The sequence below is a fragment of the Achromobacter sp. genome (assembly GCF_050285585.1).
In the GTDB taxonomy this organism is placed as follows: domain Bacteria; phylum Pseudomonadota; class Gammaproteobacteria; order Burkholderiales; family Burkholderiaceae_B; genus Achromobacter.
On the sequence record NZ_JBLZXF010000017.1, the window covers coordinates 44,361 to 70,144 of the forward strand.

The 25,784-nt window shown below is 65.4% G+C and carries 23 protein-coding genes; 17 read left to right on the top strand and 6 right to left on the bottom strand.

Translation table 11 applies throughout. From position 1 onward, the window contains the following. The 6 genes from ACN6PJ_RS20410 to ACN6PJ_RS20435 all read left to right on the top strand — a co-directional run bounded on the left by ACN6PJ_RS20410 (position 1) and on the right by ACN6PJ_RS20435 (position 4,663). Positions 1-762: an ABC transporter ATP-binding protein gene (locus ACN6PJ_RS20410; protein WP_427997632.1), complete on the top strand. Its 762-nt coding sequence runs from the start codon at positions 1-3 to the stop codon at positions 760-762. Then, positions 762-1,454 carry an ABC transporter ATP-binding protein gene (locus ACN6PJ_RS20415; protein ID WP_427997633.1) on the top strand — a complete coding sequence of 231 codons (693 nt, stop codon included), beginning with the start codon at positions 762-764 and terminating at the stop codon, positions 1,452-1,454. Before ACN6PJ_RS20410 ends, ACN6PJ_RS20415 begins: the two co-directional genes overlap by 1 nt. Before the next feature lie 12 nt (positions 1,455-1,466). Further along, positions 1,467-3,344, top strand: a complete 1,878-nt coding sequence (locus tag ACN6PJ_RS20420) for an ABC transporter permease (protein ID WP_427997634.1) — start codon at positions 1,467-1,469, stop codon at positions 3,342-3,344. Then, positions 3,344-3,646: a Dabb family protein gene (locus ACN6PJ_RS20425; protein ID WP_427997635.1), complete on the top strand. Its 303-nt coding sequence runs from the start codon at positions 3,344-3,346 to the stop codon at positions 3,644-3,646. The genes ACN6PJ_RS20420 and ACN6PJ_RS20425 overlap by 1 nt, the downstream gene beginning before the upstream one ends. A 148-nt stretch (positions 3,647-3,794) precedes the next feature. Next, the gene (locus tag ACN6PJ_RS20430) at positions 3,795-4,490 is read left to right on the top strand and encodes a fumarylacetoacetate hydrolase family protein (protein ID WP_427997636.1); all 696 of its coding nucleotides are present in this window, start codon (positions 3,795-3,797) and stop codon (positions 4,488-4,490) included. A gap of 41 nt (positions 4,491-4,531) precedes the next feature. Beyond that, on the top strand, positions 4,532-4,663 hold the full coding sequence (locus ACN6PJ_RS20435; protein WP_006388428.1) for an entericidin A/B family lipoprotein: 132 nt from the start codon (positions 4,532-4,534) through the stop codon (positions 4,661-4,663). Positions 4,664-5,040: 377 nt separating this feature from the next. On the opposite strand, the gene ACN6PJ_RS20440 is transcribed toward ACN6PJ_RS20435, so the two are convergent. Genes ACN6PJ_RS20440 through ACN6PJ_RS20450 form a run of 3 tightly spaced genes read right to left on the bottom strand, consistent with a single transcriptional unit; the run spans position 5,041 to position 7,727 of the window. Then, entirely contained in the window at positions 5,041-6,741 is a 1,701-nt protein-coding gene (locus tag ACN6PJ_RS20440) for a PhoH family protein (protein WP_427997637.1), read from the bottom strand. A 60-nt stretch (positions 6,742-6,801) separates the two neighbouring features. Continuing rightward, positions 6,802-7,266, bottom strand: coding sequence for a peroxiredoxin (locus ACN6PJ_RS20445; RefSeq protein WP_042792662.1), 465 nt, complete (start codon positions 7,264-7,266; stop codon positions 6,802-6,804). Next, positions 7,263-7,727, bottom strand: a complete 465-nt coding sequence (locus ACN6PJ_RS20450) for an Mth938-like domain-containing protein (protein ID WP_427997638.1) — start codon at positions 7,725-7,727, stop codon at positions 7,263-7,265. Before ACN6PJ_RS20450 ends, ACN6PJ_RS20445 begins: the two co-directional genes overlap by 4 nt. Before the next feature lie 316 nt (positions 7,728-8,043). Between ACN6PJ_RS20450 and alaC the strand changes: the two genes are divergently transcribed. The 4 genes from alaC to ACN6PJ_RS20470 all read left to right on the top strand — a co-directional run bounded on the left by alaC (position 8,044) and on the right by ACN6PJ_RS20470 (position 12,572). Then, positions 8,044-9,231, top strand: a complete 1,188-nt coding sequence (gene alaC / locus ACN6PJ_RS20455) for an alanine transaminase (RefSeq protein ID WP_054451081.1) — start codon at positions 8,044-8,046, stop codon at positions 9,229-9,231. A gap of 182 nt (positions 9,232-9,413) precedes the next feature. Further along, on the top strand, positions 9,414-10,718 hold the full coding sequence (locus ACN6PJ_RS20460) for a homoserine dehydrogenase (protein WP_427997689.1): 1,305 nt from the start codon (positions 9,414-9,416) through the stop codon (positions 10,716-10,718). Further along, a complete protein-coding gene (thrC, locus tag ACN6PJ_RS20465) occupies positions 10,715-12,124 on the top strand; it encodes a threonine synthase (RefSeq protein ID WP_427997639.1) in 1,410 nt (469 codons plus the stop codon). Before ACN6PJ_RS20460 ends, thrC begins: the two co-directional genes overlap by 4 nt. 226 nt (positions 12,125-12,350) lie before the next feature. Further along, positions 12,351-12,572, top strand: coding sequence for a YgdI/YgdR family lipoprotein (locus tag ACN6PJ_RS20470; protein ID WP_427997640.1), 222 nt, complete (start codon positions 12,351-12,353; stop codon positions 12,570-12,572). A gap of 74 nt (positions 12,573-12,646) precedes the next feature. Here the strand turns inward: ACN6PJ_RS20470 and ACN6PJ_RS20475 are convergent, their stop codons facing one another. Further along, complete coding sequence (locus ACN6PJ_RS20475; protein ID WP_427997641.1) at positions 12,647-13,669, bottom strand: class 1 fructose-bisphosphatase; 1,023 nt, start codon at positions 13,667-13,669, stop codon at positions 12,647-12,649. Between the two features lie 10 nt (positions 13,670-13,679). Continuing rightward, a complete protein-coding gene (gene pepN, locus ACN6PJ_RS20480) occupies positions 13,680-16,385 on the bottom strand; it encodes an aminopeptidase N (protein WP_427997642.1) in 2,706 nt (901 codons plus the stop codon). A 149-nt stretch (positions 16,386-16,534) separates the two neighbouring features. On the opposite strand from pepN, the gene ACN6PJ_RS20485 reads away from it, so the two are divergent. Further along, positions 16,535-17,173 carry a DUF4136 domain-containing protein gene (locus ACN6PJ_RS20485; RefSeq protein WP_427997643.1) on the top strand — a complete coding sequence of 213 codons (639 nt, stop codon included), beginning with the start codon at positions 16,535-16,537 and terminating at the stop codon, positions 17,171-17,173. Between the two features lie 88 nt (positions 17,174-17,261). Here the strand turns inward: ACN6PJ_RS20485 and ACN6PJ_RS20490 are convergent, their stop codons facing one another. Further along, positions 17,262-17,645, bottom strand: a complete 384-nt coding sequence (locus tag ACN6PJ_RS20490) for an H-NS family nucleoid-associated regulatory protein (protein WP_427997644.1) — start codon at positions 17,643-17,645, stop codon at positions 17,262-17,264. Positions 17,646-18,474: 829 nt separating this feature from the next. Between ACN6PJ_RS20490 and tldD the strand changes: the two genes are divergently transcribed. From tldD to glcE, 6 genes are all read left to right on the top strand, one after another. Continuing rightward, on the top strand, positions 18,475-19,935 hold the full coding sequence (gene tldD / locus ACN6PJ_RS20495; protein WP_427997645.1) for a metalloprotease TldD: 1,461 nt from the start codon (positions 18,475-18,477) through the stop codon (positions 19,933-19,935). A 166-nt stretch (positions 19,936-20,101) separates the two neighbouring features. After that, complete coding sequence (locus ACN6PJ_RS20500; protein ID WP_427997647.1) at positions 20,102-20,359, top strand: hypothetical protein; 258 nt, start codon at positions 20,102-20,104, stop codon at positions 20,357-20,359. Further along, the gene (aroG, locus tag ACN6PJ_RS20505; RefSeq protein ID WP_043544326.1) at positions 20,340-21,413 is read left to right on the top strand and encodes a 3-deoxy-7-phosphoheptulonate synthase AroG; all 1,074 of its coding nucleotides are present in this window, start codon (positions 20,340-20,342) and stop codon (positions 21,411-21,413) included. The genes ACN6PJ_RS20500 and aroG overlap by 20 nt, the downstream gene beginning before the upstream one ends. Before the next feature lie 102 nt (positions 21,414-21,515). Further along, on the top strand, positions 21,516-22,931 hold the full coding sequence (locus ACN6PJ_RS20510; RefSeq protein WP_427997648.1) for an FAD-binding oxidoreductase: 1,416 nt from the start codon (positions 21,516-21,518) through the stop codon (positions 22,929-22,931). Positions 22,932-23,160: 229 nt separating this feature from the next. Then, a complete protein-coding gene (locus tag ACN6PJ_RS20515) occupies positions 23,161-24,660 on the top strand; it encodes an FAD-linked oxidase C-terminal domain-containing protein (protein WP_427997649.1) in 1,500 nt (499 codons plus the stop codon). A gap of 12 nt (positions 24,661-24,672) precedes the next feature. After that, entirely contained in the window at positions 24,673-25,779 is a 1,107-nt protein-coding gene (gene glcE / locus ACN6PJ_RS20520; RefSeq protein ID WP_427997650.1) for a glycolate oxidase subunit GlcE, read from the top strand. The last annotated feature ends 5 nt before the right edge of the window (positions 25,780-25,784 follow it).

Below are 25,784 nucleotides of genomic sequence, written 5' to 3' on the forward strand. Positions count from 1 at the left end.
ATGAACTCCCAAGCGGTCCTGTCCGCCCGCGGGCTGGTCAAACGCTTTGGCGGCTTCAATGCCGTCGACAACGTGTCGCTGTCCCTGCGTGAAGGGTCCATCCATGCCCTGATCGGCCCCAATGGAGCAGGCAAAACCACCTGCTTCAATCTGCTGACAAAATTTCTTGCCCCGGATGCCGGGGTCATTCACTATCGCGGCCGCGACATCACGGCGCTCGCGCCGGAGCAGATCGCGCGGCTGGGCATCGTCCGTTCTTTCCAGATATCCGCGGTGTTCCTTGGCCTGACCGCCCTGCAGAACATGCGCGTGGCGCTGATGCGGCAGCATGGCGACGGCTGGCGTTTCTGGCGCAGCCGCGGCAGCATCGATCGCCTGAACGGACGCGCGATGGAACTGTTGGACGCGGTCGGCCTAGCGGCATTGGCGGGCACGACCGCCGCCTTGTTGCCCTATGGCCGCAAGCGAGCGCTGGAAATCGCGATGACCCTGGCGCTTGAACCCGAAATCATGCTTCTGGACGAACCTATGGCCGGCCTGGGCCAGGAGGACGTGGCTCGCATTGCGGCGCTGATCCGTAGCGTCTCGGTCAACCGCAGCATCCTCATGGTCGAGCACAACCTCTCGGTGGTGGCGGACCTGTCCGACACGATCACCGTGCTGGCGCGCGGCGCGGTGCTGGCGCAGGGCGACTATGCCGCTGTGTCGCGCGACGAGCGCGTCATCACCGCCTACATGGGCTCGGACGAGGAGGGGCACTGATGCTGGCAATCAAAGACCTCAATGCGTGGTACGGCGAATCACACGTGCTGCACGGCGTGAACCTGAACGTGAACCGCGGCGAGCTGGTGACCATTCTTGGCCGCAACGGCGCGGGCAAGACGACGACACTGCGCGCGATCATGGGCATCCTGGACAAGCGCCGTGGCTCCATCCTGTTGAATGGGCGGGAGACGGTGAACCTGGCCGCGCACCGTATTCCGCGCCTGGGCGTGGTGTATTGCCCGGAAGAGCGGGCGGTGTTCCGCAGTCTCAGTGTGACCGAGAACCTGCTGCTGCCGCCGCGACTGGCCGACGGCGGCATGTCGCTGGACGAGATCTACACCCTGTTTCCCAACCTGCGCGAACGCAGCGCCAGTTCCGGCGGCAATCTGTCCGGCGGCGAGCAGCAGATGCTGGCGATCGCGCGCATCCTGCGCACGGGCGCCCAGCTCATCCTGCTGGATGAACCCACCGAGGGCCTGGCCCCGGTCATCGTGCAGCAGATCGGACATGCCATCCGAACCCTGAAGGAGCGGGGCTTCACCATCGTGCTGGTCGAGCAGAACTTCCGGTTCGCGAGCAAGGTGGCCGACCGTCACTACGTGATGGAGCACGGCTGCGTGGTCGACCAGTTGTCGGCGGAAGAGGCGCGCAACGATCCCGAGCGGATCATGCGCTGCCTGGGTGTCTGAGGGAGAATCCACGTGTTCGAAATTTTCGGCGTGCCGTCCACGGCACTATTCGGCCAACTGTTGCTCGGGCTGATCAACGGTTCGTTCTACGCCTTGCTCTCGATCGGGCTGGCGGTGATTTTCGGCCTGTTGAACATCATCAATTTCGCCCATGGCGCGCAGTACACGGCGGGCGCGTTCCTGGCCTGGATGTTGCTGAACTACCTGGGGGTGAACTATTGGGCCGCGCTGGTGCTGGTGCCGCTCATCATGGCGGCGTTCGCCATCGTGGTCGAGCGCGCGTTGATCTCGCGCACGTACCGCATGGACCATCTGTACGGCCTGCTGCTGACCTTCGGCATCGCCTTGCTGATCGAAGGCGGCCTGCGCCAGGCCTATGGCGTGTCGGGGCTGCCCTACACCATACCCAAGGCGCTGATGGGGGGCGTCAACCTCGGCTTCATGTTCCTGCCCTGGTATCGGGGATGGGCCGTGGCCGTGTCGCTGGTGCTCTGCCTGGCCGTCTGGGTGTTGATCGAGAAAACGCGCGTGGGAGCCATGCTGCGCGCGGCGACCGAAAACCCGACGGTGGTCCGCTCGTTCGGCATCAACGTGCCGTTGCTCATCACGCTGACGTATGCGCTCGGCGTGGCGCTGGCCGCGGTGGCGGGCGTCATCGCCGCACCTATCTATCAGGTCAGTCCGATGATGGGCTCCAATCTGGTGGTGGTCGTGTTCGCGGTGGTGGTGATCGGCGGCATGGGCTCTATCATGGGCGCCATCGTCAGCGGCTTCGGGTTGGGAATCATCGAAGGCTTGACCAAGGTGTTCTACCCCGAGGCCGCGAATCTGGCGATCTTCATCATCATGGTGCTGGTGCTACTGTGCAAGCCCGCAGGGCTGTTCGGCAAGCCACTGCAGGTGCAGAACGTGCTGGCCGCCGAGGCGACCCGCGAGCCGGTGCAGCTCGGGCGCGGCGGCATGCGTGTGGCGATGGCGGCGCTGGCGGTTGCGGCGCTGGCGGCGCCGTGGTTCATCTATCCCACGTTCCTGATGAAGGTGCTGTGCTTCGCATTGTTTGCGGCGGCCTTTAACCTGCTGGTGGGCTACGTGGGGCTGTTGTCGTTCGGCCATGCCGCATTCTTCGGCGCGGCAGCCTACGCGACCGGCATCGTGATGAAGCTATTGGGGGCCACGCCCGAGCTCGGCCTGCTGGCCGGGGTGCTGACGGGCGGCCTGCTGGGCCTCGCGTTCGGCGCGATCGCCATCCGGCGCCAGGGCATCTATTTCGCGATGATCACGCTGGCGCTGTCGCAACTGGTTTATTTCATCGCGGTCCAGGCGGGTTTCACCGGTGGCGAGGACGGCTTGCAGAGCGTGCCGCGTGGCAAGCTGTTCGGCATCTTCGACCTGGAAGGCGTGATGCCTATGTACTACTTTACGCTGCTGGTCTTCGCGCTGGGCTACGCCTTCGTGCTGCGCGTGTTGAACTCGCCGTTCGGGGAAGTGATCCGCTCGGTGCGCGACAACGAACAGCGCGCTCGCTCCCTGGGATATTCCACGTCGCGGTACAAGCTGATGGCATTCACCCTGTCGGCCTCGGTGGCCGGCCTGGCCGGCGGTCTGAAGGTGTTGGTGTTCGGCGTGGCGTCGCTGACTGACGTGCACTGGCATGCCAACGGCGAAGTGGTGCTGATGGCGCTCCTGGGTGGCATCGGCACGGTGTTCGGTCCGCTGGCCGGAGCCTTCACCTTCGTGTCCCTGCAGAACTACCTGGCGCCGCTGGGATCCTGGGTGCTCATTGCCCAGGGGGGCATTTTCGTCCTATGCGTGCTGCTGTTCCGCGACGGCATCATGGGGCTGATCGCGCGGGCCTGGCTGGCGCTTACCCGATCGAAAAAGGAAGCCTGATGTACTTGCATGTCGTAATGTTGCAACTTTCGGACGCCGCCGACGCGCGGTTTCACGATCGCGTTCAGGGCTATTGCCAACGGATCCTGTCGGAATGCGAAGGGGTCAAGGGATATGACTTCCGGCGCAACGAAGCCAGCCGCTCGGACGGCCTGACACATGCCGTGGTGGCCGCCTTCGCCGACAGCCCCGCGCACGATCGCTACCAAGTGTCGCCGGCGCATCAGGAAATGAAAGCTTACATGGCGGATTTCATCGAACGCTTGGTCGTGTTCGACGGGGAAATCCCTACGATGGCCTGAACGTTCGATGACCGCGCCTGGCCACGCGGAAAGGGATAAACTCGCGAATGGTTTTCATCGCCTGGCCGCCCAGGGCGACACTGTCTCCTTCGGGGCAGCAAGCGCTTAGCCGGTTTCCGGTCACGTATTCATCATAGGTTGATTGAACATGGACTACGTATTGCCTCCCCAGCCGCCCGTGGCGGTTCCCGTTGCCGGCAGCGCCGCGCTGTTTCCGGTGCGCCGTGTCTATTGCGTCGGCCGCAACTACGCCGAGCACGCCAAGGAAATGGGCTTCACGGGCCGTGAAGATCCGTTCTTCTTCTGCAAGCCCGCCGACGCGGTGCTGAGCGTGGCCGACGGTGAAACCGGCAAGATGCCGTATCCGCCCAAGACTTCCAACCTGCACTATGAGATGGAACTCGTCGTCGTGCTGGGCAAGGGCGGGCGCGACATTCCGGTCGAAGAGGCCAACGAGTGCGTGTGGGGCTATGCGCTGGGCCTGGACATGACCCGCCGCGACCTGCAGGGCGACATGAAGAAGCAGGGGCGCCCCTGGGAAATCGGCAAGGCGTTCGATTTTTCCGCGCCGCTGGGCCCGATCCACCCGCGCAGCGTCGTCGGCACCCTGGACAAGGGCGCCATCTGGCTGGACGTCAACGGCCAGCGCAAGCAGTCCAGCGACATTTCGCAAATGCTGTGGAACGTGCCGGAGAGCATTTCCTATCTTTCCGGCCTGTTCGAACTGCAGCCGGGCGACATCATCTTCACCGGCACGCCGGAAGGCGTGGGGGCGGTGCTGCAGGGCGATGTCATCACCGGCGGCGTCGAAGGGCTGGGCGAACTTCGCGTCGAAATCGTCTAAAGTACGGGCCGGAACCGTTTCATCACTATAGGAGCGCCAGCATGCGCAGCAAGATCGTGCTGACCGCCTTCGTCGTGTTCGGCTTTGTCCTCGCCGGTTGCAACACCGTCGCGGGCATGGGCAAGGACATGTCCAGGGCCGGCAACGCCATCACCAACGCCGCCGACAAGTAGTCTCTGCCTCGGCCCGGCGAAAAAAAGCCCCTTGAGCGATCAAGGGGCTTTTTCTTTGGCGGACCAGGAGTCAGAGCGCGGGGGCAGCCAGCCCGCGGTAGCGGGCGCGGCGTGGGGGCTCACCGTTTCCCCGCCGGGCCGCCCCAAGGGGAAACAGCCCCCTCGGGGGGTAGCTAGCCCGCGGTAGCGGGCGCGGCGTGGGGGCTCACCATTTCCCCGCCGGGCCGCCCCAAGGGGAAACAGCCCCCTCGGGGGGTAGCCAGCCCGCGGTAGCGGGCGCGGCGTGGGGGCTCACCGTTTCCCCGCCGGGCCGCCCCAAGGGGAAACAGCCCCCTCGGGGGGCAGCTAGCCCGCGGTAGCGGGCGCGGCGTGGGGGCTCACAATACATCTCCAGCGTAGTCGGCCAGGCGCGAGCGCTCGCCGCGTTGCAAGGTGACGTGGCCGGAATGCGGCCAGCCCTTGAAGCGATCGACCACGAAGGTCAGGCCGGAGCTGCCCTCGGTGAGGTAGGGCGTATCGATCTGGGCGATGTTGCCCAGGCAGATCACCTTGGTTCCGGGGCCCGCGCGCGTCACCAGCGTCTTCATCTGCTTGGGCGTGAGGTTCTGCGCCTCGTCGATGATCAGGTATTTGTTCAGGAAGGTGCGGCCGCGCATGAAGTTCAGGGACTTGACCTTGATGCGCGAACGGATCAGGTCCATGGTGGCCGCGCGCCCCCAGTCCCCGTTGCCTTCGCCGTCGCCCATGTTGAGCACGTCCAGGTTGTCTTCCAGCGCGCCCATCCAGGGCAGCATCTTTTCCTCTTCCGTGCCGGGCAGGAAGCCGATGTCTTCGCCGACGGGCACCGTGACGCGGGTCATGATGATCTCGGTGTAGCGCTTGGTTTCCAGCACCTGCGTGATCCCGGCGGCCAGCGCCAGCAGCGTCTTGCCGGTGCCCGCCTGGCCCAGCAGCGATACAAAGTCGCACTCCGGGTTCATCAGCAGGTTCATGGCGAAGTTCTGTTCGCGGTTGCGCGCGGTAATGCCCCAGACGTTGTTCTTGCCGTGGGTGTAGTCGCGCAGGGTGGCCAGCACCGCCATCTTGCCGCTGACTTCGCGCACCTGCGCGTAGAGCGGCATCTGGCCTTCGAAGTAGACGAACTGGTTGACCACGAACTGCGAACACAGCGGGCCGTGGATGCGGTAGAAGGTGGTGCCGCCCTGTTGCCAGGACTCGACATCCTTGCCATGCTTGTTCCAGAAGTCCTCGGGCAGCTGCATGACGCCCGAATACATCAGGTCCGAATCTTCGAGGACGTGGTCGTTGAAGTAGTCTTCGGCGGCCATGCCCAGGGCGCGCGCCTTCAGGCGCATGTTGATGTCCTTGGACACCAGCACCACCTCGCGCTGCGGGTACTTTTCCTGCAGGGCCCGGACGACGCCCAGGATCTGGTTGTCGGCCTTGCCCATGGGCAGGTCGGACGGCAGGGTGCTGTGGATGGCGGTGGTCTGGAACATCAGGCGCCCGGTGGCGTCCTTGTTCCCCAGCTTGGCCAGTTCCAGCCCTTCATCGAGCTGGGTGGCATCCTGCACCAGCGCGTCCAGCGAACGGCTGACCTGGCGCGCGTTGCGCGCCACTTCCGACATGCCCTTTTTCTGGTGGTCCAGTTCTTCGAGCGTCATCATCGGCAGGAAGATGTCGTGCTCTTCGAATCGGAACAGGGAACTGGGATCGTGCAGCAGCACGTTCGTGTCCAGGACGAACAGCTTGCGGGGCTCGTTCTGGGCGCGCGGCCTGGCGCGTTTGGCGGGCGCGGCGGCCGGCTTCGCCTGGCGCGCCGCCGGGCGCACGGCCGGCGCCGCGGGCGGCGGCACCTGGCGGGCAGGGACGGGAACCTGCGCCTTGCGGGCCGGAGCGGCAAGGCCTTCGAGTTCAGGCTGGACGGCGAGCTCGTCCTCGTCGTCCTCGGCGAGGGCGGCCTGGGTACTGGACCGCGCAGCGGCGGTCTTGGTCGTGCGGGCCTGCGCTCGGGCGGGTTCGCCCGAAGGGAAGGTCAGGATGGCTGCGGGACGGGTGGGCAACTTCGGAAGCGGCATATGCGTCACTCTCCTGTGTGGGCCGGCTATAGCGCCTGACGGGTCTACCTGAGCTAGCGGCTAGCCGATGCTCTTCGCGGCTTGCAGGACTTCCTTCGCGTGGCCCGGGACCTTCACCCCGCGCCACTCCTGCACCAAAACGCCGTAGGCATCGATCAAGAAGGTGCTGCGTTCGATGCCGCGCACCTGCTTGCCGTACATGTTCTTCTGCTTGATGACGCCGAACAGATTGCACACGGTTTCGTCGGCGTCGGAGATGAGGGGGAAAGGAAGCTCGTACTTGGCCTTGAAGTTCTCGTGCGACTTCAGCGAATCGCGCGAGATGCCAATGACCACGGCGCTTGCCGCCAGGAAGTCGGCGTGCAGGTCGCGGAAATCCTGGCTTTCGGTGGTGCAGCCAGGGGTGTTGTCCTTGGGATAGAAATACAGGATCACGGCGCGGCCCTGGCATTGCTCCAGGCTGATCGGACCTATGGTGCTTTCAGCGGTGAACAGCGGGGCGGGCTTGCCTATGGTCGGCGTCATTGCTGGGATTCTCCGTTGGGAGGGATGAGGGCCACGACGACGCGCCGGCCCTCAGCCATCAGGATGTTGTAGGTGCGGGAGGCGGCGTGGGTGTCCATGATCTCGACGCCGATGCCCATCGCCAGCAGGGGGCGCAGCACATCGGGGCGCAGGAACTGTTGCCGGCCGCCCGTGCCCACCAGCAGCACTTCGGGCGCATTCGCGGGGCGGCCCGCGGAGGCGGCCTCCGGTTCGTCCAGGAACGCAAGCGGATCACGGACGGGCTCGGACAATCCGGCCGCCTGGAGCAAGAGGGTAGGGGTGATGTCGGCCGGCGACTCGACGGGCCATTGGGCAACTTCGCCCTCGGGGCCGAACGCGACCGACGAGGAAAAACGTACCTGGTTGACCTCGATATAGCCATCACCGTAGGCGGTGACGGTGTTCAGGGCGGCCGTCGCAGGATCGGTATGCAGCTTCAATAAAAACTCCAGCTTTATGTGCCTGATAATAGCGCATCAACATGTCGCCATGTTGCAGGGTATCCACGGCCTGGCGCAGGGGCGCGCCGCGGACCGGTTTCGCCGCCCCCCCAAAGGAGCGGGTTCCAGCCGGGGAAAAAAGGGGCAAATTGACCCCGTTTTGTTCCCATTTGCCGCCTAGGCGTCCTTGCGCTAGATTACAGGGTTTTGCTGCGCTGCAATCTTGTGGCGTGGCGGCCGTCAGGCTCCCTTTTCCCCTTCGCGCGACCGCGCCCTGGTTTTTTGCCCATTTTTTTCGCCCCTAAGGATTCCCATCATGAGGAAGTTCTCCCGCATTGAGCGTTTGCCCCCGTACGTTTTCAACATTACCGGCGAGCTCAAGATGGCGGCGCGTAGGCGGGGCGAAGACATCATCGATATGTCCATGGGCAATCCGGACGGCGCGACGCCCAAGCACATCGTCGACAAGATGGTGGAAGCCACCACGCGCCCCACCACGCACGGCTATTCGGTGTCCAAGGGCATCCCCCGCCTGCGCAAGGCGATCTGCGACTGGTACCAGCGCCGCTACGCGGTCGAGTTCGACCCGGATTCCGAGGCCATCGTCACGATCGGCTCCAAGGAAGGCCTGGCTCACCTGATGCTGGCCACGCTGGACCGCGGCGACACCGTGCTGGTGCCGAACCCCAGCTACCCGATCCACATCTACGGCGCGGTCATCGCCGGCGCCAACATCCGTTCCGTGCGCATGACGCCGGGCGTGGATTTCTTCGAGGAACTCGAGCGCGCCGTGCGCGAATCCATCCCGAAGCCCAAGATGATGGTGCTGGGCTTTCCCAGCAACCCGACCGCCCAGTGCGTGGACCTGTCGTTCTTCGAACGCGTGGTGGCGCTGGCCAAGGAGCACGACATCCTGGTCGTGCACGACCTGGCCTACGCCGACATCACCTTCGATGGCTACGTGGCCCCGTCCATCATGCAGGTGCCCGGCGCGCGCGACGTCGCCGTCGAGTTCTTCACGATGAGCAAGAGCTACAACATGGCAGGATGGCGCATCGGCTACATGGTCGGCAACCGCGAGCTGGTCAACGCGCTGGCCCGCATCAAGAGTTATCACGACTACGGCACGTTCACGCCGATCCAGGTGGCGTCCATCGCCGCCCTGGATGGCCCGCAGGATTGCGTGAACGAGATCGTGGCGCAATACCAGAGCCGCCGCGACGTGCTCGTGCGCGGCCTGCATGAAGCAGGTTGGAATGTGGAAATTCCCAAGGCGTCCATGTACATCTGGGCGCAGATCCCCGAGCCCTACAGGGCAATGGGCTCTTTGGAATTTGCCAAGCGCGTCCTGTCGGATGCGAAAGTGGCCGTGTCCCCCGGGATCGGCTTTGGCGAGTACGGCGACGAATACGTGCGCTTCGCTCTTATCGAAAACGAGCAGCGCACCCGCCAGGCGGTGCGCGGCATCAAGGACATGTTCCGCAAGGACGGATTGCTGCGGTAGAGGATGAGCCCATCCCCGCAGCGCTGCGCGCTTCCCCTCTCAAGGGGGCATGCCTGCGGACCGGCGGAGCCGGATCCGCGGCATCGCGATAGCGCAACGTTTCTTGCGTCGAGTGTGTCGCACAGCAGTTATGGAGAACTGAAATGAATTCCCCTCAACGCCCGCCCGCAGAGGGCGCCGCGATGAACCCCATGAAAGTCGGTCTGCTGGGTCTCGGCGTGGTGGGCGGCGGCACCTGGAGCGTGCTGTCGCGCAACGCGGAAGAAATCGCCCGCCGCGCCGGCCGCCGCATTGAAGTGACCCGCGCCGCCGTGCGCGACGTGGCCAAGGCGCGCGCGCGGGTCGGCGATTCGATCCTGGTCGATACCGATGTCCACGCCCTGGTGCGCGATCCGGAAATCGACATCGTCGTCGAACTCATCGGCGGCGATACGCTGGCGCGCGAGCTGGTGCTGGAAGCCATCGCCAACGGCAAGCACGTCGTGACCGCGAACAAGGCCCTGCTGGCCAAGCACGGCAACGAGATCTTCGCCGCCGCGCACGAGCGCGGCGTGATGGTGACGTTCGAAGCCGCCGTCGCCGGCGGCATCCCCATCATCAAGGCGATCCGCGAAGGCCTGACCGCCAACCGCATCCAGTGGGTGGCCGGCATCATCAACGGCACCACCAACTTCATCCTGTCCGAAATGCGTTCGCGCGGCCTGCCGTTCGCCGACGTGCTGGCCGAGGCGCAGCGCCTGGGCTATGCCGAAGCCGATCCGACGTTCGACGTGGAAGGCGTGGACGCCGCCCACAAGCTGACGCTGCTGGCCTCGCTGGCCTTCGGCGTGCCGGTGCAGTTCGATCGCGCGCACATCGAGGGCATTTCGCAGCTGGCCGCCGAAGACATCGAGCATGCCGAGCGCCTGGGCTACCGCATCAAGCTGCTGGGCATCACCAAGCGGCGTGCCGACGGCATCGAACTGCGCGTGCATCCGGCGCTGGTGCCGGCCGAGCGCCTGCTGGCCAATGTCGAGGGCGCGATGAACGCCGTGCTCGTGAAGGGCGACGCCGTCGGTCCCACCCTGTACTACGGCCAGGGCGCGGGCGAAGAGCCCACGGCCTCGGCCGTCGTGGCGGACCTGGTCGACGTGACCCGCCTGCACACGGCGGATCCGGGCAACCGCGTGCCGCACCTGGCCTTCCAGCCGGACGCCATGTCGGATACGCCGATCCTGCCGATCGAGCAGGTCAACACCTCGTACTACCTGCGCCTGCGGGTGGACGACCAGCCCGGCGTGCTGGCCGATATCGCCCGCATCCTGGCGGACCGTTCCATTTCGATCGGGTCGATGATCCAGCAGCCGTCGCACATCGGCGGCGCGGACATCATCTTCCTGACGCATGAGGCGGTCGAAGGCAACGTCAATCAGGCGATCGAGCGCATCGAGGCATTGCCGTTCGTGCGCTCGAAAGTGACGCGCCTGCGAGTGGAGAATCTCACATGAAATACGTCTCCACCCGCGGCGGCATGACGCCGCTGCAATTCTCGGACATCCTGCTGGAAGGCCTGGCGCCGGACGGCGGCCTGGCCGTGCCGGAGCAACTGCCCCAGGTGTCGGCCGAGACGCTCGAATCGTGGCGCGGCCTGCCGTACGCCGACCTGGCGTACGAAGTGCTGTCGCTGTTCGCCACGGATATCCCGGCGGACGACCTGCGCCGCCTGACCCGCGCCGCCTACACGCAAGAGACCTTCAACAGCGAAGACATCGTGCCGCTGCGTCCCCTGGACGGCGGGCTGTCGTTGCTGGGGCTGTCCGAGGGGCCGACACTGGCGTTCAAGGACATGGCCATGCAGTTCCTGGGCCAGGTCTTCGAGTATGTGCTGGGCAAGCGCGGCACGACTCTGAACATCGTGGGCGCCACTTCCGGCGACACGGGCTCGGCGGCGGAGTACGCCTTGCGCGGCAAGCGCGGCGTGGCCGTGTTCATGCTGTCGCCCCACGGCCGCATGAGCGCCTTCCAGCGCGCGCAGATGTACTCGCTGCAAGACGAGAACATCCATAACATCGCCGTGCGCGGCGTCTTCGACGAAGCGCAGGACATCGTCAAGGCGCTGGCGGGCGACCTGGCGTTCAAGACCCGGTACCGCCTCGGTGCGGTGAACTCCATCAACTGGGCGCGCATCGCCGCTCAGGTGGTGTATTACTTCCACGGCTGGCTGCGCGCCACCGGCAAGGCGGGCGAGGAAGTCTCGTTTGCCGTGCCCTCGGGCAATTTTGGCAACATCCTGTCGGGCCACATCGCGCGCAGCATGGGCCTGCCCATTCGCCGGCTGGTGCTCGCCACGAACGAGAACAACGTGCTGGAAGAGTTTTTCCGCACGGGCGTGTATCGCCCGCGTCCCGCGGAGCAGACCTACGCCACGTCCAGCCCGTCCATGGACATTTCGCGCGCATCGAACTTCGAGCGTTTCGTGTTCGATCTGGCGGGCCGCGACGCGGGCCGCGTGAAGGCGCTGTGGGAGTCCCTGGCGCGCGACGGTTCGTTCGATCTCTCGGATCTCAAGCCGCAGTTCGAGACCCGCTACGGTTTCGTGTCGGGCGCCAGCTCCCACGAAGACCGCCTGGCCACGATCCGTTCGGTATATGACGAGACCGGCGTGCTGATCGACCCGCACACCGCCGATGGCGTCAAGGTCGCGCGCGATTTCGTCGAGCCCGGGGTGCCGATGCTGGTTCTCGAGACCGCCTTGCCGGCGAAGTTCTCGGAAACCATCGAGGAGGCGCTGGGCCGTCCGGCGACGCCGCCGGGCAACCTGGCCGATCTGGAATCCCTGCCGCAGCGCGTGGAAATCATGGACTGCGACCTGGCCGAAGTGCGCCGTTTCATCGAGCTTCACGCCAAGGTGTAAAGGCCGCTTGCCGCATGTGTAAGTGTGCAACCCCTCGCGGGCCCGGCCCGCGAGGGGTTTTTCGTTTCCGGGACCGGAACCGCCCCCGGGCGCAGAGCGCGGTTATGCGCGTTTCCGGGCGCGGACGAACGGATTACGTTCTCATGCATTTTGACCACAACCCGTCACGTATGGGGCGGCCGCGTCAGATACAGTGAATCTACATTCACACTCGGAGAACACGCCCATGAACCTGAAGACCATGACGCTTGCCCTGGCTGTGACCGGATTCGGAGTGCTGGCCGGATGCACGTCCCCCTCGGTCATTCAGCAGCGAGACGGCAGCTCGACCGTGACGCCCGACGAGCCCCAGTATGACAAGGAATCCGGCATGTACGAATACGACAAGGACGGCAAGAAGGTACAGATCAACAAGGACGACGTGAAGTCGATCGAGCAGGTCAAGTAGCCGCCGTCCTTCCAGGCAAGAAAAAGCCCCGAGTCTTGCGGCCGGGGCTTTTTTCGCGCCGGAGCGCGGGCGGATTATTGTTTGTCCGCCGCTTCGGCGTGGTAGCGGCCAACGCGCTCCACCTCGTTCTTCGATCCCAGGATCACGCTCACGCGCTGGTGCAGCTTCTCGGGCTGGATGGACATGATGCGCTGTTCGCCGTTGATGGCCGCGCCGCCGGCCTGCTCGATCAGAAAGCTCATGGGATTGGCTTCGTACATCAGGCGCAGCTTGCCGGCCTTGCCGGGCTCGCGGGCGTCCCAGGGGTACATGAAGATGCCGCCGCGGGTCAGGATGCGATGCACGTCCGCCACCATCGAGGCGATCCAGCGCATGTTGTAGTCCTTGCCCAGGGGGCCGGTGGTGCCGGCCAGGCAGTCGTCGACATAGCGCTTCACCGGAGCGGCCCAGTGGCGCATGTTCGACATGTTGATGGCGAATTCCTTGGTGTCCTCGGGCACGCGGATATCCTCGTGAGTCAGCACCCACGAGCCCATTTCGCGGTCCAGCGTGAAGCCCACGACGCCATTGCCGATCGTCAGCACCAGCATGGTCTGCGGGCCGTAGACGGCATACCCGGCCACGACCTGCTTGTCCCCGGGCTGAAGGAAGTCCTGTTCGCACACGGGGGCGCCCGACACGTCATGGGGGGCGTGCAGCACCGAGAAGATGGTGCCGATCGAGACGTTCACGTCGATGTTCGACGAGCCGTCCAGGGGATCGAACAACAGCAGGTATTCGCCCTTGGGATAGCGGTTCGGGATCAGGTGGATGGTTTCCATTTCCTCCGACGCCATGGCCGCGAGGTGGCCGCCCCATTCATTGGCTTCGAGGAGGATTTCATTGGACAGCACGTCCAGCTTCTTCTGGACTTCGCCCTGGACGTTTTCGCTTTCCAGGCTGCCCAGGACGCCGCCGAGGGCGCCCTTGCTCACGGCATGGCTGATGGCCTTGCAGGCGCGCGCGACCACTTCGATGAGCAGTCGCACTTCCGGCGCAAGGGCTTGGGCGGAGCGTTGCTGCTCCACCAGGTACTGGGTCAGTGTTTTACGTTTCAAAAGGATCTCCCTATGCTGCGAATTCTAAAGCCTTGGATACGATTTCCTGCACGTTGCGCGACAAGCCCTCGTGCGCCCGCACCCGCTGCAACGCGGCCTGCATGGGCGCGCGCAGGGCGGGAACGAAGCGTGACCAATTGTCCAGCGCGCGCGCCAGCCGGGCGGCGATTTCCGGATTGAGCGCGTCCAGCGCCAGCACCTGCTCGGCCCAGAACGCGTAGCCCGAGCCGTCCGGATGGTGCATGCCCCGGGCGTTGTTCAGGCAGAACTGGAAAATCAGCGCGCGGGCGCGGTTCGGGTTGCGCAGCGTGAAGGCGGGATGCTGCATGAGCTCGCGCGCGGCCTGCACCGTGGTCGAGCGCGCGGCCGCCTGCAAGGCGAACCATTTGTCCACTACCAGAGGGTTGTCGCGCCACTTGTCGTAGAAGGCGGCGAGCGCCTGCCGCGGAAACTCGCCCTGGCCGAAATTGATCAGGGTGGACAGCGCCGCCATGCTGTCCGTCATGTTGCCCGCCTGACGATAGAGCTGTTCGGCCAGGCCCTGGGCATCGGGCTCGCCCGCCGCCATGAGGTGGCTCAGCGCCAGGTTCTTCAGGGCGCGCTTGCCGGCCGGAACCGGAGCGGGGCTGTATTCGCCCGGGGTCTGGTTGGCCTCGTAGGCCTGGCGGAACTCGGTGGCCAGTTGGCGGCCGAGTTCGGCGCGCAGGAAGTCGCGAGCCACGGCGAGGGCGGGCGGATCCACCTGCCGCATGCGCTCCGCCAGCGTCTTCTCCGAAGGCAGGGCCAGGGCGCGGGCGCGGTAGGCGGCGTCGATGGCGGGGTCGGTCAGCAGCGCGCGCCACGTTTCGATGAACGAGGCGTCCGCCCGCAGCGTCTTGCCGGCCTGGCTGGCCTCGGCCAGCGCCAGGATCTGCCGGGTGGCGAATTCCTGGCCGGCTTCCCAGCGGGCGAAGGGGTTGCCGTCATGAGCCGAGAGCAGGGCGAGTTCCTCGTTCGTCCAGGCGTACTCGACGATGACGGGGGCCGAGAAGTCGCGCAGCAGCGACGGCACGGGGCGCTCGGCGATGTCTTCGAAAACCCATTGCTGGCTTTGCGTGGTCAATTCCAGCAGGGCGGTTTCGCCGGCTTTGCCTTCGTGGCGCAGCGTCAGCGCCCGGCCCTCGCGGTCCAGCAGGCCGATGGCGAAGGGAATGTGATAGGGCGCCTTCACGTAGTCGGCGCCGGCCTTCTTTTCCACGCCGACCGGCGGGCATTCCTGGGTAAGCGTCACGGTGCAGCGGCGGGCGGCGGCATCGTGGTCCAGCTTGACGGTCACGCGCGGCGTGCCGGCCTGGCGGTACCAGCGGCGAAACACGGAAAGATCGCGGTCCGGGTGCTGGCGCACGTAGACGGATTCCATGGCGTCGACGAAGTCGTCGCAGGTGACGGCCTGGCCGTCATGGCGGCGGAAATACTCGTCCATGCCGGCGCGGAAGCCTTCCTCGCCCAGCAGGGTGTGCTGCATGCGGATGACCTCGGCGCCCTTTTCGTACACGGTGGCCGTGTAGAAGTTGCCGATCTCCTGGTAGCTTTCCGGGCGGATGGGGTGGGCTATGGGGCCGGCATCTTCCGGGAACTGGGCGGCGCGCAGCGCCACCACGTCGTCGATGCGCTTGACGGCGCGGGCGCTGGCGGCCTCGGCCGCCTCCATGCCATGGGCCATCATGTCGGCGCTGAATTCCTGGTCGCGGAAGACCGTCAGGCCTTCCTTCAGGCTCAGTTGGAACCAGTCGCGGCAGGTTACCCGGTTGCCGGTCCAGTTGTGGAAGTACTCGTGCCCGATGACGGATTCGATGCCCTCGTAGTTGGCATCCGTGGCGGTGTCGGCGTCGGCCAGCACGTAGGCGGCGTTGAAAATGTTCAAGCCCTTGTTTTCCATCGCGCCCATGTTGAAGTCGTGGACGGCAACCACCATGAAGCGGTCCAGGTCCAGCTCCAGGCCGAAGCGGGCTTCGTCCCAGCGCAGCGCGCGCACGAGCGAATCCAGGGCCCATTCCGTCTTGGTCTCGGAGCCCGGGTCGCTATAGACCTGCAGCAGCACGTCGCGGCCGCTGGCGGTCTTCACGGTGGTTTCGCGGTGGGTGAGCTTGCCGGCAACCAGCGCGAAGAGATAGCAGGGCTTGGGGAACGGGTCTTCCCATTCGACTTCGTTTCGGCCGTCCGGCAGTTGGCGCGAGGCGACCAGGTTGCCATTGGACAGGAGCACCGGGTAGTCGGGCAGGGCGCGCAGCGTCACGCGGTAGCGCGACATGACGTCGGGGCGGTCGGCGAACCAGGTGATGCGGCGGAAGCCCTCGGCCTCGCATTGCGTGAAGAAGTTGCCGCCGGACACGTACAGGCCCATCAGCGTGGAATTGGCGGAAGGCTTGCAACGGCCGACGATTTCCACCGTGGCGCTGGCCGGCAGGCCATGGATCTCCAGGCGGCGCTCGGAAAGGCGATAGCGGTCGGCGGGCAGCGCGGCGCCATCCACCCCTACCGAGACGAGCTCCAGCTCTTCGCCGTCGAGGACCAGGGCGGCGTCGGCGCCGGCCCCGGGCTTGCGCCGCACCTGCATCACGCTGCGCACTTCGGTGGCGTCGGGCGCGAGGTCGAACGCGAGGGCGACTTCGGGAATGTCGTAGGGGTAGGGCTGGTAATCCTTGCGATATACGGTTACGGGCGTGTCGGTGCGCATGGGATTGCAGTCCTGTATGAACGAGGAGCCTATTGTAGTGGCTGGATCCGCCGCGCCGCCCGGCGCCTTGTGAGCTGACGTAAACTTTTCGGGACGGGGCCGGTCAAAGCTCAGTATCATGCGCCGTCGCGCGCAGAAGGAGTCGCAGAATGTCGAGGTCGTCTATGTTCAATGCGGGCCGTTGGGCCGGCGTGCTCGTCGTGCTGGGGGCGCTTGCGTTGACGGGCTGCGCCGCTCCCACGGTATCGGCGCGGGTGACGTCCTTCCAGCAATGGCCAGCCGGCGTGGAGGGGCAAACCTATCAGTTCGTGCCCGCCGATCCATCCCAAAACAATAATCTCGAATATCAGTCCTATCAGGATATGGTGCGCGCCGGCATCGGTCCGACCGGCCTGGTCGAGGCGAAACCCGGGGCCAAGGGCCGTTTCGATGTCTCGTTCCGTTACGGAACCACGCAGACGCAGGTAATGGTACGCCGGCCGTATGATCCGTATTTCTACGGCGGCTATGGCTATGGCGGTTTTTATGGCCCTCGCCCGTGGGGCGCGGGCTATGGCTACTGGGGGCCGGACTGGGTGGATGTGCCCATGGTCGTCCAGCGCAATTCGCTCACGCTGCAGATCCACGATACACAGCGCGGCGGCGCCGAGGTATACCGTTCAACGGCTTTCATACTGAGCGAGCGCGACGATTTCATGCGCACCATGCCCTATCTGGTGCGTGCAATATTTGATAATTTTCCCGGAAATAATGGCGCGGAGCGCGAAATCGAGTTTCCCGTCCAGTAAGTTCCGGCCGGCCTGAACGCCTGCCGTATAAATAAAAATCGGCGCACCATTTTGGTGCGCCGATTTATTTCTTACTTTCAGATAGGTTTTATTCTTTGATAAGAAAACTGTCGCGCGTGGCGCCGGCGGCTTCTTCAGCGGCCAGCCAGCGGGGCGCCTTGCCGCGGCCGCTCCAGGTTTCGCCGGTTTGGGGGTGGCGGTACTTGGGCGCCACGGCGCGCTTGGCGGCATTGGCCGGCCGGGCCGCGGGGCTGGCCTTGCGGCGGCCGCCAGCGGCGCCGCGGGTGGCCTTGCCGGCGCCATAGGCTGCGATGATCTCCTCGGGCGTGATGTCGTACTCGCGCATCGACGTGATGATCGACGAGATCACGGGCTTGCGGCGCTTGGTTTGGAGGATCTCAGCCTTCTTCTGTAGCTTGTTGATTTCCTTTTCGATCTTTGCTTGCAGTGCTGCGTAGGTTTCTCGGGCCATGGTTTATTCCTGATTATGGAACTGCTTTTAATCGCCGGCGACGTTATGTGTATTTGTTGTGCTTCGCATAATACAGAAATTACGCCTTGACTTCCCGGTTTTAGGACTAATTACTTTGTATCAAAAGGGCCAAGGCTCTTTTCCGCTTTTTCAGGCGATGCCGGAAGCAACTATTGGGAATGGTATGCCCATATCTGGGACAACTTGAAACAAATGGGGCATTGGTTCACGAGGCGGACGGATCGTGCCCCGCCGCTTCCGCAAATGCCTGATTTTGCGGCACATCGTGAGTGACGGGTACTACGGAGAGCCGCAATCCCCATGGCGCAATGCGCAATTTGGACCGTGGGTAAACCGAGGGGTTCCGCAAAGTAGTCTGATGACTTGTCATGAAAGACCGCCCGTATTGCGGGATGCCACGATTTTCGGGATTCCCGGCCATTGAGAACGCCCCGGCACGCATAATCAGGCGGCGCATTCTCTCTGGTTTCATTTTTATGTCAGGTTGTATGACGAGTGCCGAAATTGCTCGCGCAATAGTCTCCCGGCGCGGCCGCCCGCATGCGCGGAATGGCGCGCCTGCGCGCGGGATAGCATTTCCCAAATGGCGGTTCGATGGAAATCTGCTTAACTTGATAGGTAATATTTCGACCCCATCTATCGTTGCGGAGATAATCCACGTCCCCGTTTCCCCGGGGCGTCCGCCAAGCCGGGGCGGCCAAGGATTTCCGGCGAGGCCGGGACGCCGGGCCTGTGTCGGCGTTACGATATGGTCTTGAGCGCCATTGCAGGCGCGCGCTTTCGCGCCGCCGCCCCTGAATAGAGTCCCATGAAAATCACCGATCCCGCCATTGCTTCCCTCGCCACCGCCAAATCGCTGCTGCTAGACCCCTGGGGGCTGACGGAGGCGGACATGGCGCGCGCGCTGGGTGAGATCTTCACGCACAAGGTCGACTATGCCGACCTGTATTTCCAGTACACGCGCAGCGAGGGCTGGAGCCTGGAAGAGGGCATAGTCAAGACGGGAAGTTTCTCGATCAGCCAGGGCGTCGGCGTGCGCGCCGTGAGCGGCGAGAAAACCGCCTTCGCGTATTCGGATTCGCTGTCGCCCGAAGCGCTGCTGTCATCCGCCCACGCGGTGCGCGGCATCGCGCGCCGCGGCGCCGGCAAGGTGAAAGTGGCGGCCCAGGTCGAAGCCGAGATCGGCCGCAGCCTGTACGCCGACATCGATCCGGTCGCGTCGCTGAGCGCGCCCGAGAAAGTGGCCCTGCTCGAACGGGTAGAGCGCATGGCGCGCGCGCGCGATCCGCACGTGATCCAGGTCATGGCAGGGCTGGGGGCCGAGTACGACGTGGTCCTGGTGGCCGGCAGCGACGGCCGCCTGGCCGCCGACGTGCGTCCGTTGGTGCGCCTGTCCCTGACCGTGATCGCCGAACGCAACGGCCGCCGCGAAATGGGCCATGCCGGCGGCGGCGGGCGCCTCGGCCTGGCGTACTTCACGGACGAGATGCTGCAAGGCTACGTCGAGCGCGCCGTCCACGAAGCCATGGTGAACCTGGAGGCGCGTCCCGCGCCGGCAGGCGAGATGACGGTGGTGCTCGGTTCGGGCTGGCCGGGCATCCTGCTGCACGAGGCGGTCGGCCACGGGCTGGAAGGCGACTTCAATCGCAAGGGGTCCAGCGTGTTTTCCGGCCGCATCGGCGAACGCGTGGCCTCCAAGGGGGTGACGGTGGTGGACGACGGCACGATCCCGGATCGCCGCGGTTCGCTCAACATCGACGACGAAGGCAACGCCACCCAGCGCAACGTCCTGATCGAGGACGGCATCCTGCGCGGCTACATGCAGGACACGCTGAATGCGCGGCTCATGAAGACATCCGCCACCGGCAACGGCCGCAGGGAATCGTTCGCCCACCTGCCGATGCCGCGCATGACCAACACCTACATGCTGGCGGGCGACAAGCCGGCCGAGGAAATCGTGTCGTCCGTCAAGCGCGGGCTGTACGCCGTCAATTTCGGCGGCGGCCAGGTCGACATCACGAACGGCAAGTTCGTCTTCTCGGCATCCGAGGCCTACATGATCGAGAACGGCAAGGTGACCTACCCGGTCAAGGGCGCGACCCTGATCGGCAACGGCCCCGATGCCATGAACCGGGTCACCATGATCGGCAACGACCTGCAGCTGGATTCCGGCGTGGGCACCTGCGGCAAGGATGGCCAGAGTGTTCCCGTGGGCGTCGGCATGCCGACCGTTCGGATGGAAGGCCTGACGGTGGGCGGCACGGCGTAGGCGTGAGCCCCCCACGCCGCGCCCGCTGCGCGGGCTAGCTGCCCCCCCGAGGGGGGGGCAGGCCCGCCTTGGGACAGCCCGGCGGCGGGCTAGCCGTTCTTGCCGCGTCTGTCGTTTCCGCAGGCGATCCATTGCGCGCGCGGGGCGCCGCGCCCGCGAAAAAATCATGACGGGCACGAAAAACTGTGCTAGAGTCATTCCCCATGAAATTCGCGTCCCCCGCTTTTTACTTTTACTTTTATGGTTTTCTGAAGCCGCTGGCGGAGGAAGGGACGCGCTCAATCTGAAGTTTGGAAAGAATCCCCCCAAAAAAGCCGCCAGCGAACTGGCGGCTTTTTTTGCGCCGCCGGTTGAGGAAACCCTCGGGAACGGTCCCCGACGGCGGGCAACCCAGGAGCAGTACCGTGTCACACAATACCGATGACCTTCGCATTCGAGAAATCAAAGAACTGAATCCGCCCGCGCACGTCATGCGCGAGTTCGCCTGCACCAAGGAGGCGTCCGATACCGTGTTCGCCGCCCGCCAGGCGATGCATCGCATCCTGCATGGCATGGACGACCGGATGATCGTCGTGATCGGTCCCTGCTCCATTCACGATACGCGCGCGGCCATCGAATATGCGAAACGTCTGAAGCCGGTGCGCGACCGCCTGAGCGCCGACCTGGAAATCGTGATGCGGGTCTATTTCGAGAAACCCCGCACGACGGTGGGCTGGAAGGGCCTCATCAACGATCCCGACCTGGACGGCAGCTTCGACATCAACAAGGGCGTGCGCGTCGCGCGGGAACTGCTCCTGGACATCAATAGCCTGGGGCTGCCCGCGGGCTGCGAATTCCTGGACATGATTACCCCGCAATACATCGCGGATCTGGTCTCCTGGGGGGCGATCGGGGCTCGGACGACGGAAAGCCAGGTGCATCGGGAACTGGCCTCCGGCCTGTCGTGTCCGGTGGGATTCAAGAACGGCACGGACGGCAATGTGAAGATCGCGGTGGATGCCATCAAAGCGGCTTCGCAGCCGCACCATTTCCTGTCGGTGACCAAGGGCGGGCATTCCGCCATCGTGTCCACGGCCGGCAACGAGGACTGCCATGTCATCCTGCGCGGCGGCAAGACGCCCAACTACGACGCGCAGAGCGTGGATGCCGCCTGCCAGGACATGGCTAAGTCGGGCCTGGCCCAACGCATCATGATCGACGCCAGCCACGCCAACAGCAGCAAGAAGCCCGAGAACCAGCCGCAAGTGGTGGAAGACGTTGCGCGCCAGATGGAAGCGGGCGATGCCCGGCTGGTGGGCGTCATGGTGGAAAGCCACCTGCTGGGCGGCCGCCAGGACATGGTGCCGGGCACGCCGCTGGTCTACGGCCAGAGCATCACCGACGGCTGCATCGACTGGGACGCTTCCGTCGCCGTGCTCGAGCGCCTGGCCCACGCCGTGCGTGAGCGCCGCCGGGTCGCGCTGACCTCCGGCAAGTAAATGCGCGGATCGCGCCGCGGATCGCCACGCATGGCGGTGTGCGGCGCAGCATGCGCGGCGGCGTAGAATAATCGGATTAACGAACCCGAGAACACGCTGATCATGAACGCTCCCCTGCACGCTGAAACGTTGCGCCGCCCGGTGCCGGCTGCCTGTCTGGATGCCCTGCGCGCGCGCTTTGGCGACCGCCTGTCCGAGTCTTCCGCCGTGCGCGAGCACCACGGCCGCGACGAGTCTCCCTATCCGGCCATGCTCCCGGACGCCGTCGTCTTCGCGCAATCGACCGAAGAGGTGGCCGAGGTCGCCAAACTGTGCAACGAGCATCGCGTGCCGCTGATTCCCTATGGCGCGGGTTCGTCGCTGGAAGGCCATATCCTGGCCATCCAGGGCGGCGTCAGCCTCGACCTCTCGCAGATGAACAAGGTGCTGGCGGTCAACGCCGAGGACCTTACCGCCACCGTGCAGGCGGGCGTGCTGCGCAAGCAGCTCAACGAAGAGATCCGCGACACCGGCCTGTTCTTCCCGATCGACCCCGGCGCCGACGCCAGCCTGGGCGGCATGGCCGCCACGCGCGCCTCCGGCACCAACGCCGTGCGCTACGGCACCATGCGCGAGAACGTCATGTCGCTGACGGTAGTGACGGCGGATGGGCGCATCGTCCGCACGGCGGGGCGCGCGCGCAAATCGTCGGCGGGCTACGACCTGACCCGCATTTTCGTGGGCAGCGAAGGCACGCTGGGGATCATCACCGAAGTGACGGTGCGCCTGTATCCGCAGCCCGAGGCGGTGTCCGCCGCGGTCTGCAACTTCCCTACGCTCGACGACGCGGTGCAGAGCGTGATCGAAATCATCCAGATGGGCGTGCCGGTCGCCCGGGTCGAGTTCATGGACGCGGCCAGCGTGCGCGCCGTCAACCTGCACAGCAAGCTGACCCTGCGCGAAACCCCGCTGCTGGTATTCGAATTCCACGGCAGCCCGGCAGGCGTGCAGGAGCAGGCCGAAACCGTCCAGGCGATCACGGCCGACCATGGCGGCATGGACTTCGAATGGGCCGAACGCCCCGAAGACCGCAGCCGCCTCTGGACCGCCCGCCACAATGCCTACTTCGCCGGCCTGCAGCTGCGCCCAGGCTGCCGCGCCAGCACCACCGACGTGTGCGTGCCGATCTCGCGCTTGGCGGATTGCGTGCGCGACACGGTCGAGGAACTGGACCGCGCCAGCTTCCCCTACACCATCGTGGGCCATGTCGGCGACGGCAACTTCCACGTGCTGATGCTGCTCGACGCCGATAGCGCCGAGGAATGGCAGGAGTCCGAAGCCATCAACCACAACCTGGTGCGCCGCGCGATCGCGGCAGACGGCACGTGCACCGGCGAGCACGGCGTGGGCCTGCACAAGATGCAGTTCATGGCCGAGGAGCACGGCGAGGACGCGCTGGCGCTGATGCGCAGCCTCAAGCATGCGTTCGATCCGAACAACATCCTGAACCCGGGCAAGATCGTCTCCTGGCAGGCCTGAGGAAGGCGCGGCCTTCACCTCGCGAACCGACGGGCAGCCGTCGGTTTTTTTTGCCGCCGCGCCGGGTCGGGCCGTCCCGAGGCAAAAGCCCCCTTTGAGGCATTTCCTGCGGCCGGGCGCCGGGCGGCTTCGCCGATTACGGCTGGTTACTTATCTGGGCGCGAGCGAGCCGCCGATGCGGGTAAATCCCGGCCTGCTTATAGCGGGCGCTCGCGCTATTGTTGCGGTCATGAATTCATTGGTCGAAACCGGCCTGGCACAAGTGCAGGCGCCTTACTCTTTGCAGCAGCTCGTCGAGGCCCTGACGGCGGCATTGCCCGCGCACTGCGTTCTGTTCCGCGAAGAGGACACCCGCCCCTACGAGTGCGACGGCCTTTCCCTCTATCGCGCGCTGCCGGCGGTCGTGGCCCTGCCCGAAACCGAAGAGCAGGTGCAGGCCGTCATGCGCATCTGCAAGCGGCTGAACGCCCCCATCGTCGCGCGCGGCGCCGGCACCGGCTTGTCCGGCGGCGCCATGCCGCACAGCCGGGGCGTGCTTCTCGGCCTGTCGAAATTCAATCGCATCAAGCACATCGACCTGGCGAGCGCGACGGCCATCGTCCAGCCGGGCGTGCGCAACCTGGCCATCTCGGAGGCCGCCGCGCCCTATGGCCTTTACTACGCGCCCGATCCCTCCAGCCAGATCGCCTGTTCCATCGGCGGCAACGTCGCCGAGAACTCGGGCGGAGTGCACTGCCTCAAATACGGGCTGACCGTGCATAACGTGCTGCGCGTGCGCGTGGTGACCATCGACGGGGAGGTCGTCGAGCTGGGTTCGGAAGCGCCGGACGCGCCCGGGCTGGATCTGCTGTCCGTCTTCATCGGATCCGAAGGCATGCTGGGCGTGGTCACCGAAGTGACCGTCAAGCTGATTCCCAAGCCCGCCTGCGCGCAGGTCGTCATGGCCAGCTTTTCCAGCGTCGAGGCCGCCGGCAATGCGGTCACGCAAGTCATCGCCCAGGGCATGATCCCCGCCGGCCTGGAAATGATGGACCGGCGCGCGACCCATATGGTCGAACCCTTCGTGCGCGCGGGCTACGACATGGACGCGCAGGCCATACTGCTGTGCGAATCGGACGGCACGCCCGAAGAGGTCGAGCATGAGATCGCGCGCATGGAGGCGGTGTTCCGCGCGGCGGGCGCCACGCGCTGCCAGGTCTCCGCGTCCGAGGCCGAGCGCCTGAAGTTCTGGGCGGGCCGCAAAAATGCGTTCCCGGCCGCAGGGAGAGTGTCGCCCGATTACTATTGCATGGACGGCACGATTCCGCGCCGTCACCTGGCGCGCGTGCTGGGCGCCATCGAGCAGATGGAAGACGAGTTCGGATTGCGCTGCGCCAACGTGTTCCACGCAGGCGACGGCAATCTGCATCCGTTGATCCTGTTCGATTCGAACAAGCCGGACGAAGTGGAGCGCGCCGAAAAATTCGGCGCCGCCATTCTTGAACTGTGCGTGCAGGTAGGAGGAACCGTGACCGGAGAGCACGGTGTGGGAATGGAGAAGATAAATCAAATGTGCGTGCAATTCTCTCGCGAAGAACTCGACGCGTTCCTGGCGGTAAAGCGGGCGTTCGACCCGCCGTGCCTGCTCAATCCCGAAAAGGTCATTCCCACGCTGGCCCGCTGCGCCGAATACGGCAAGATGCATGTCCATGCGGGCGAGTTGCGCTTCCCCGATCTCGCCCGTTTCTAGGACGCATCCCCCATGGATTTCGTCCTGTCGGAGTTGTGCGACCAGGTCATGACGGCCCGCGCCGGCCATAAACCCCTGTTCGTGATGGGCGGGGGCAGCAAGGCGTTCTATGGCAATTACCGCCCGGTAACGCCCCAGGACGGCCATTGCCTGCTGGACATGACGCCTTATCGCGGCATCGTCAGTTATCACCCATCCGAGCTGGTCGTGACGGTGCGCGCCGGAACCCCCCTGGCCGAGCTCGAGGCCGCGCTGGCCGAAAACGGGCAGATGCTGGCTTTCGAGCCGCCGCATTTCTCGCCGGCGGCCACGGTGGGCGGCTGCGTAGCCGCCGGGCTTTCCGGCCCGCGGCGCATGAGCGCCGGCGCGCTGAAGGATTTCGTGCTGGGCGCGCAACTGCTGGATTCGGAAGGGCGCATTCTCTCGTTCGGCGGAGAGGTCATGAAGAATGTGGCCGGCTACGACGTGTCGCGCCTGCTGGCCGGATCGCACGGCATCTTCGGCGCCATCCTCGAGGTGTCGCTGAAGGTCGCGCCCCGGCCGATGGAGGAGCTGACGCTGGTGCTGCCCGCCACGCAGGCGCAGGCGCTGGCCAGCTTCGCGCTGTGGCGCGGCAAGCCCCTGCCGATTTCGGCCACCAGCTGGACCGGCGAAGACAGCCAGGCGGAAGGCGCGATGGCCGTGCGCCTGTCGGGCGCTCCTCCGGCGGTCGCCAGCGCCCGGCAGTCGATCGGCGGCGCGCCGATGGCGCCCGAGGCGGCCGCGGCGTGGTGGCGGTCGCTGCGCGAGCAGACCCACGCATTCTTCACGCCCGGGCAGCCGTTGTGGCGCCTGGCCTTGCCTCCCACGGCCGCGGCGCTCGGGCTGGGCCCGACCTTGCTGGAATGGGGCGGCGGGCAGCGTTGGCTGTCGGGCGCGCACGACGCTGCCATGCTGCGCGAGACCGCCGCGCGGCTGGGCGGACATGCGACGCTGTTCCGCGCCGGCCACGGCAAGCCGCCGGCCGACGGCGTATTCCATCCGCTGGCGCCAGGGATCGCTGCGATCACGCGCCGGCTCAAACAAGAGCTCGATCCGGCCGGCCTGTTCAATCCCGGCCGCCTGGTCCTGGAGCTATAGGCATC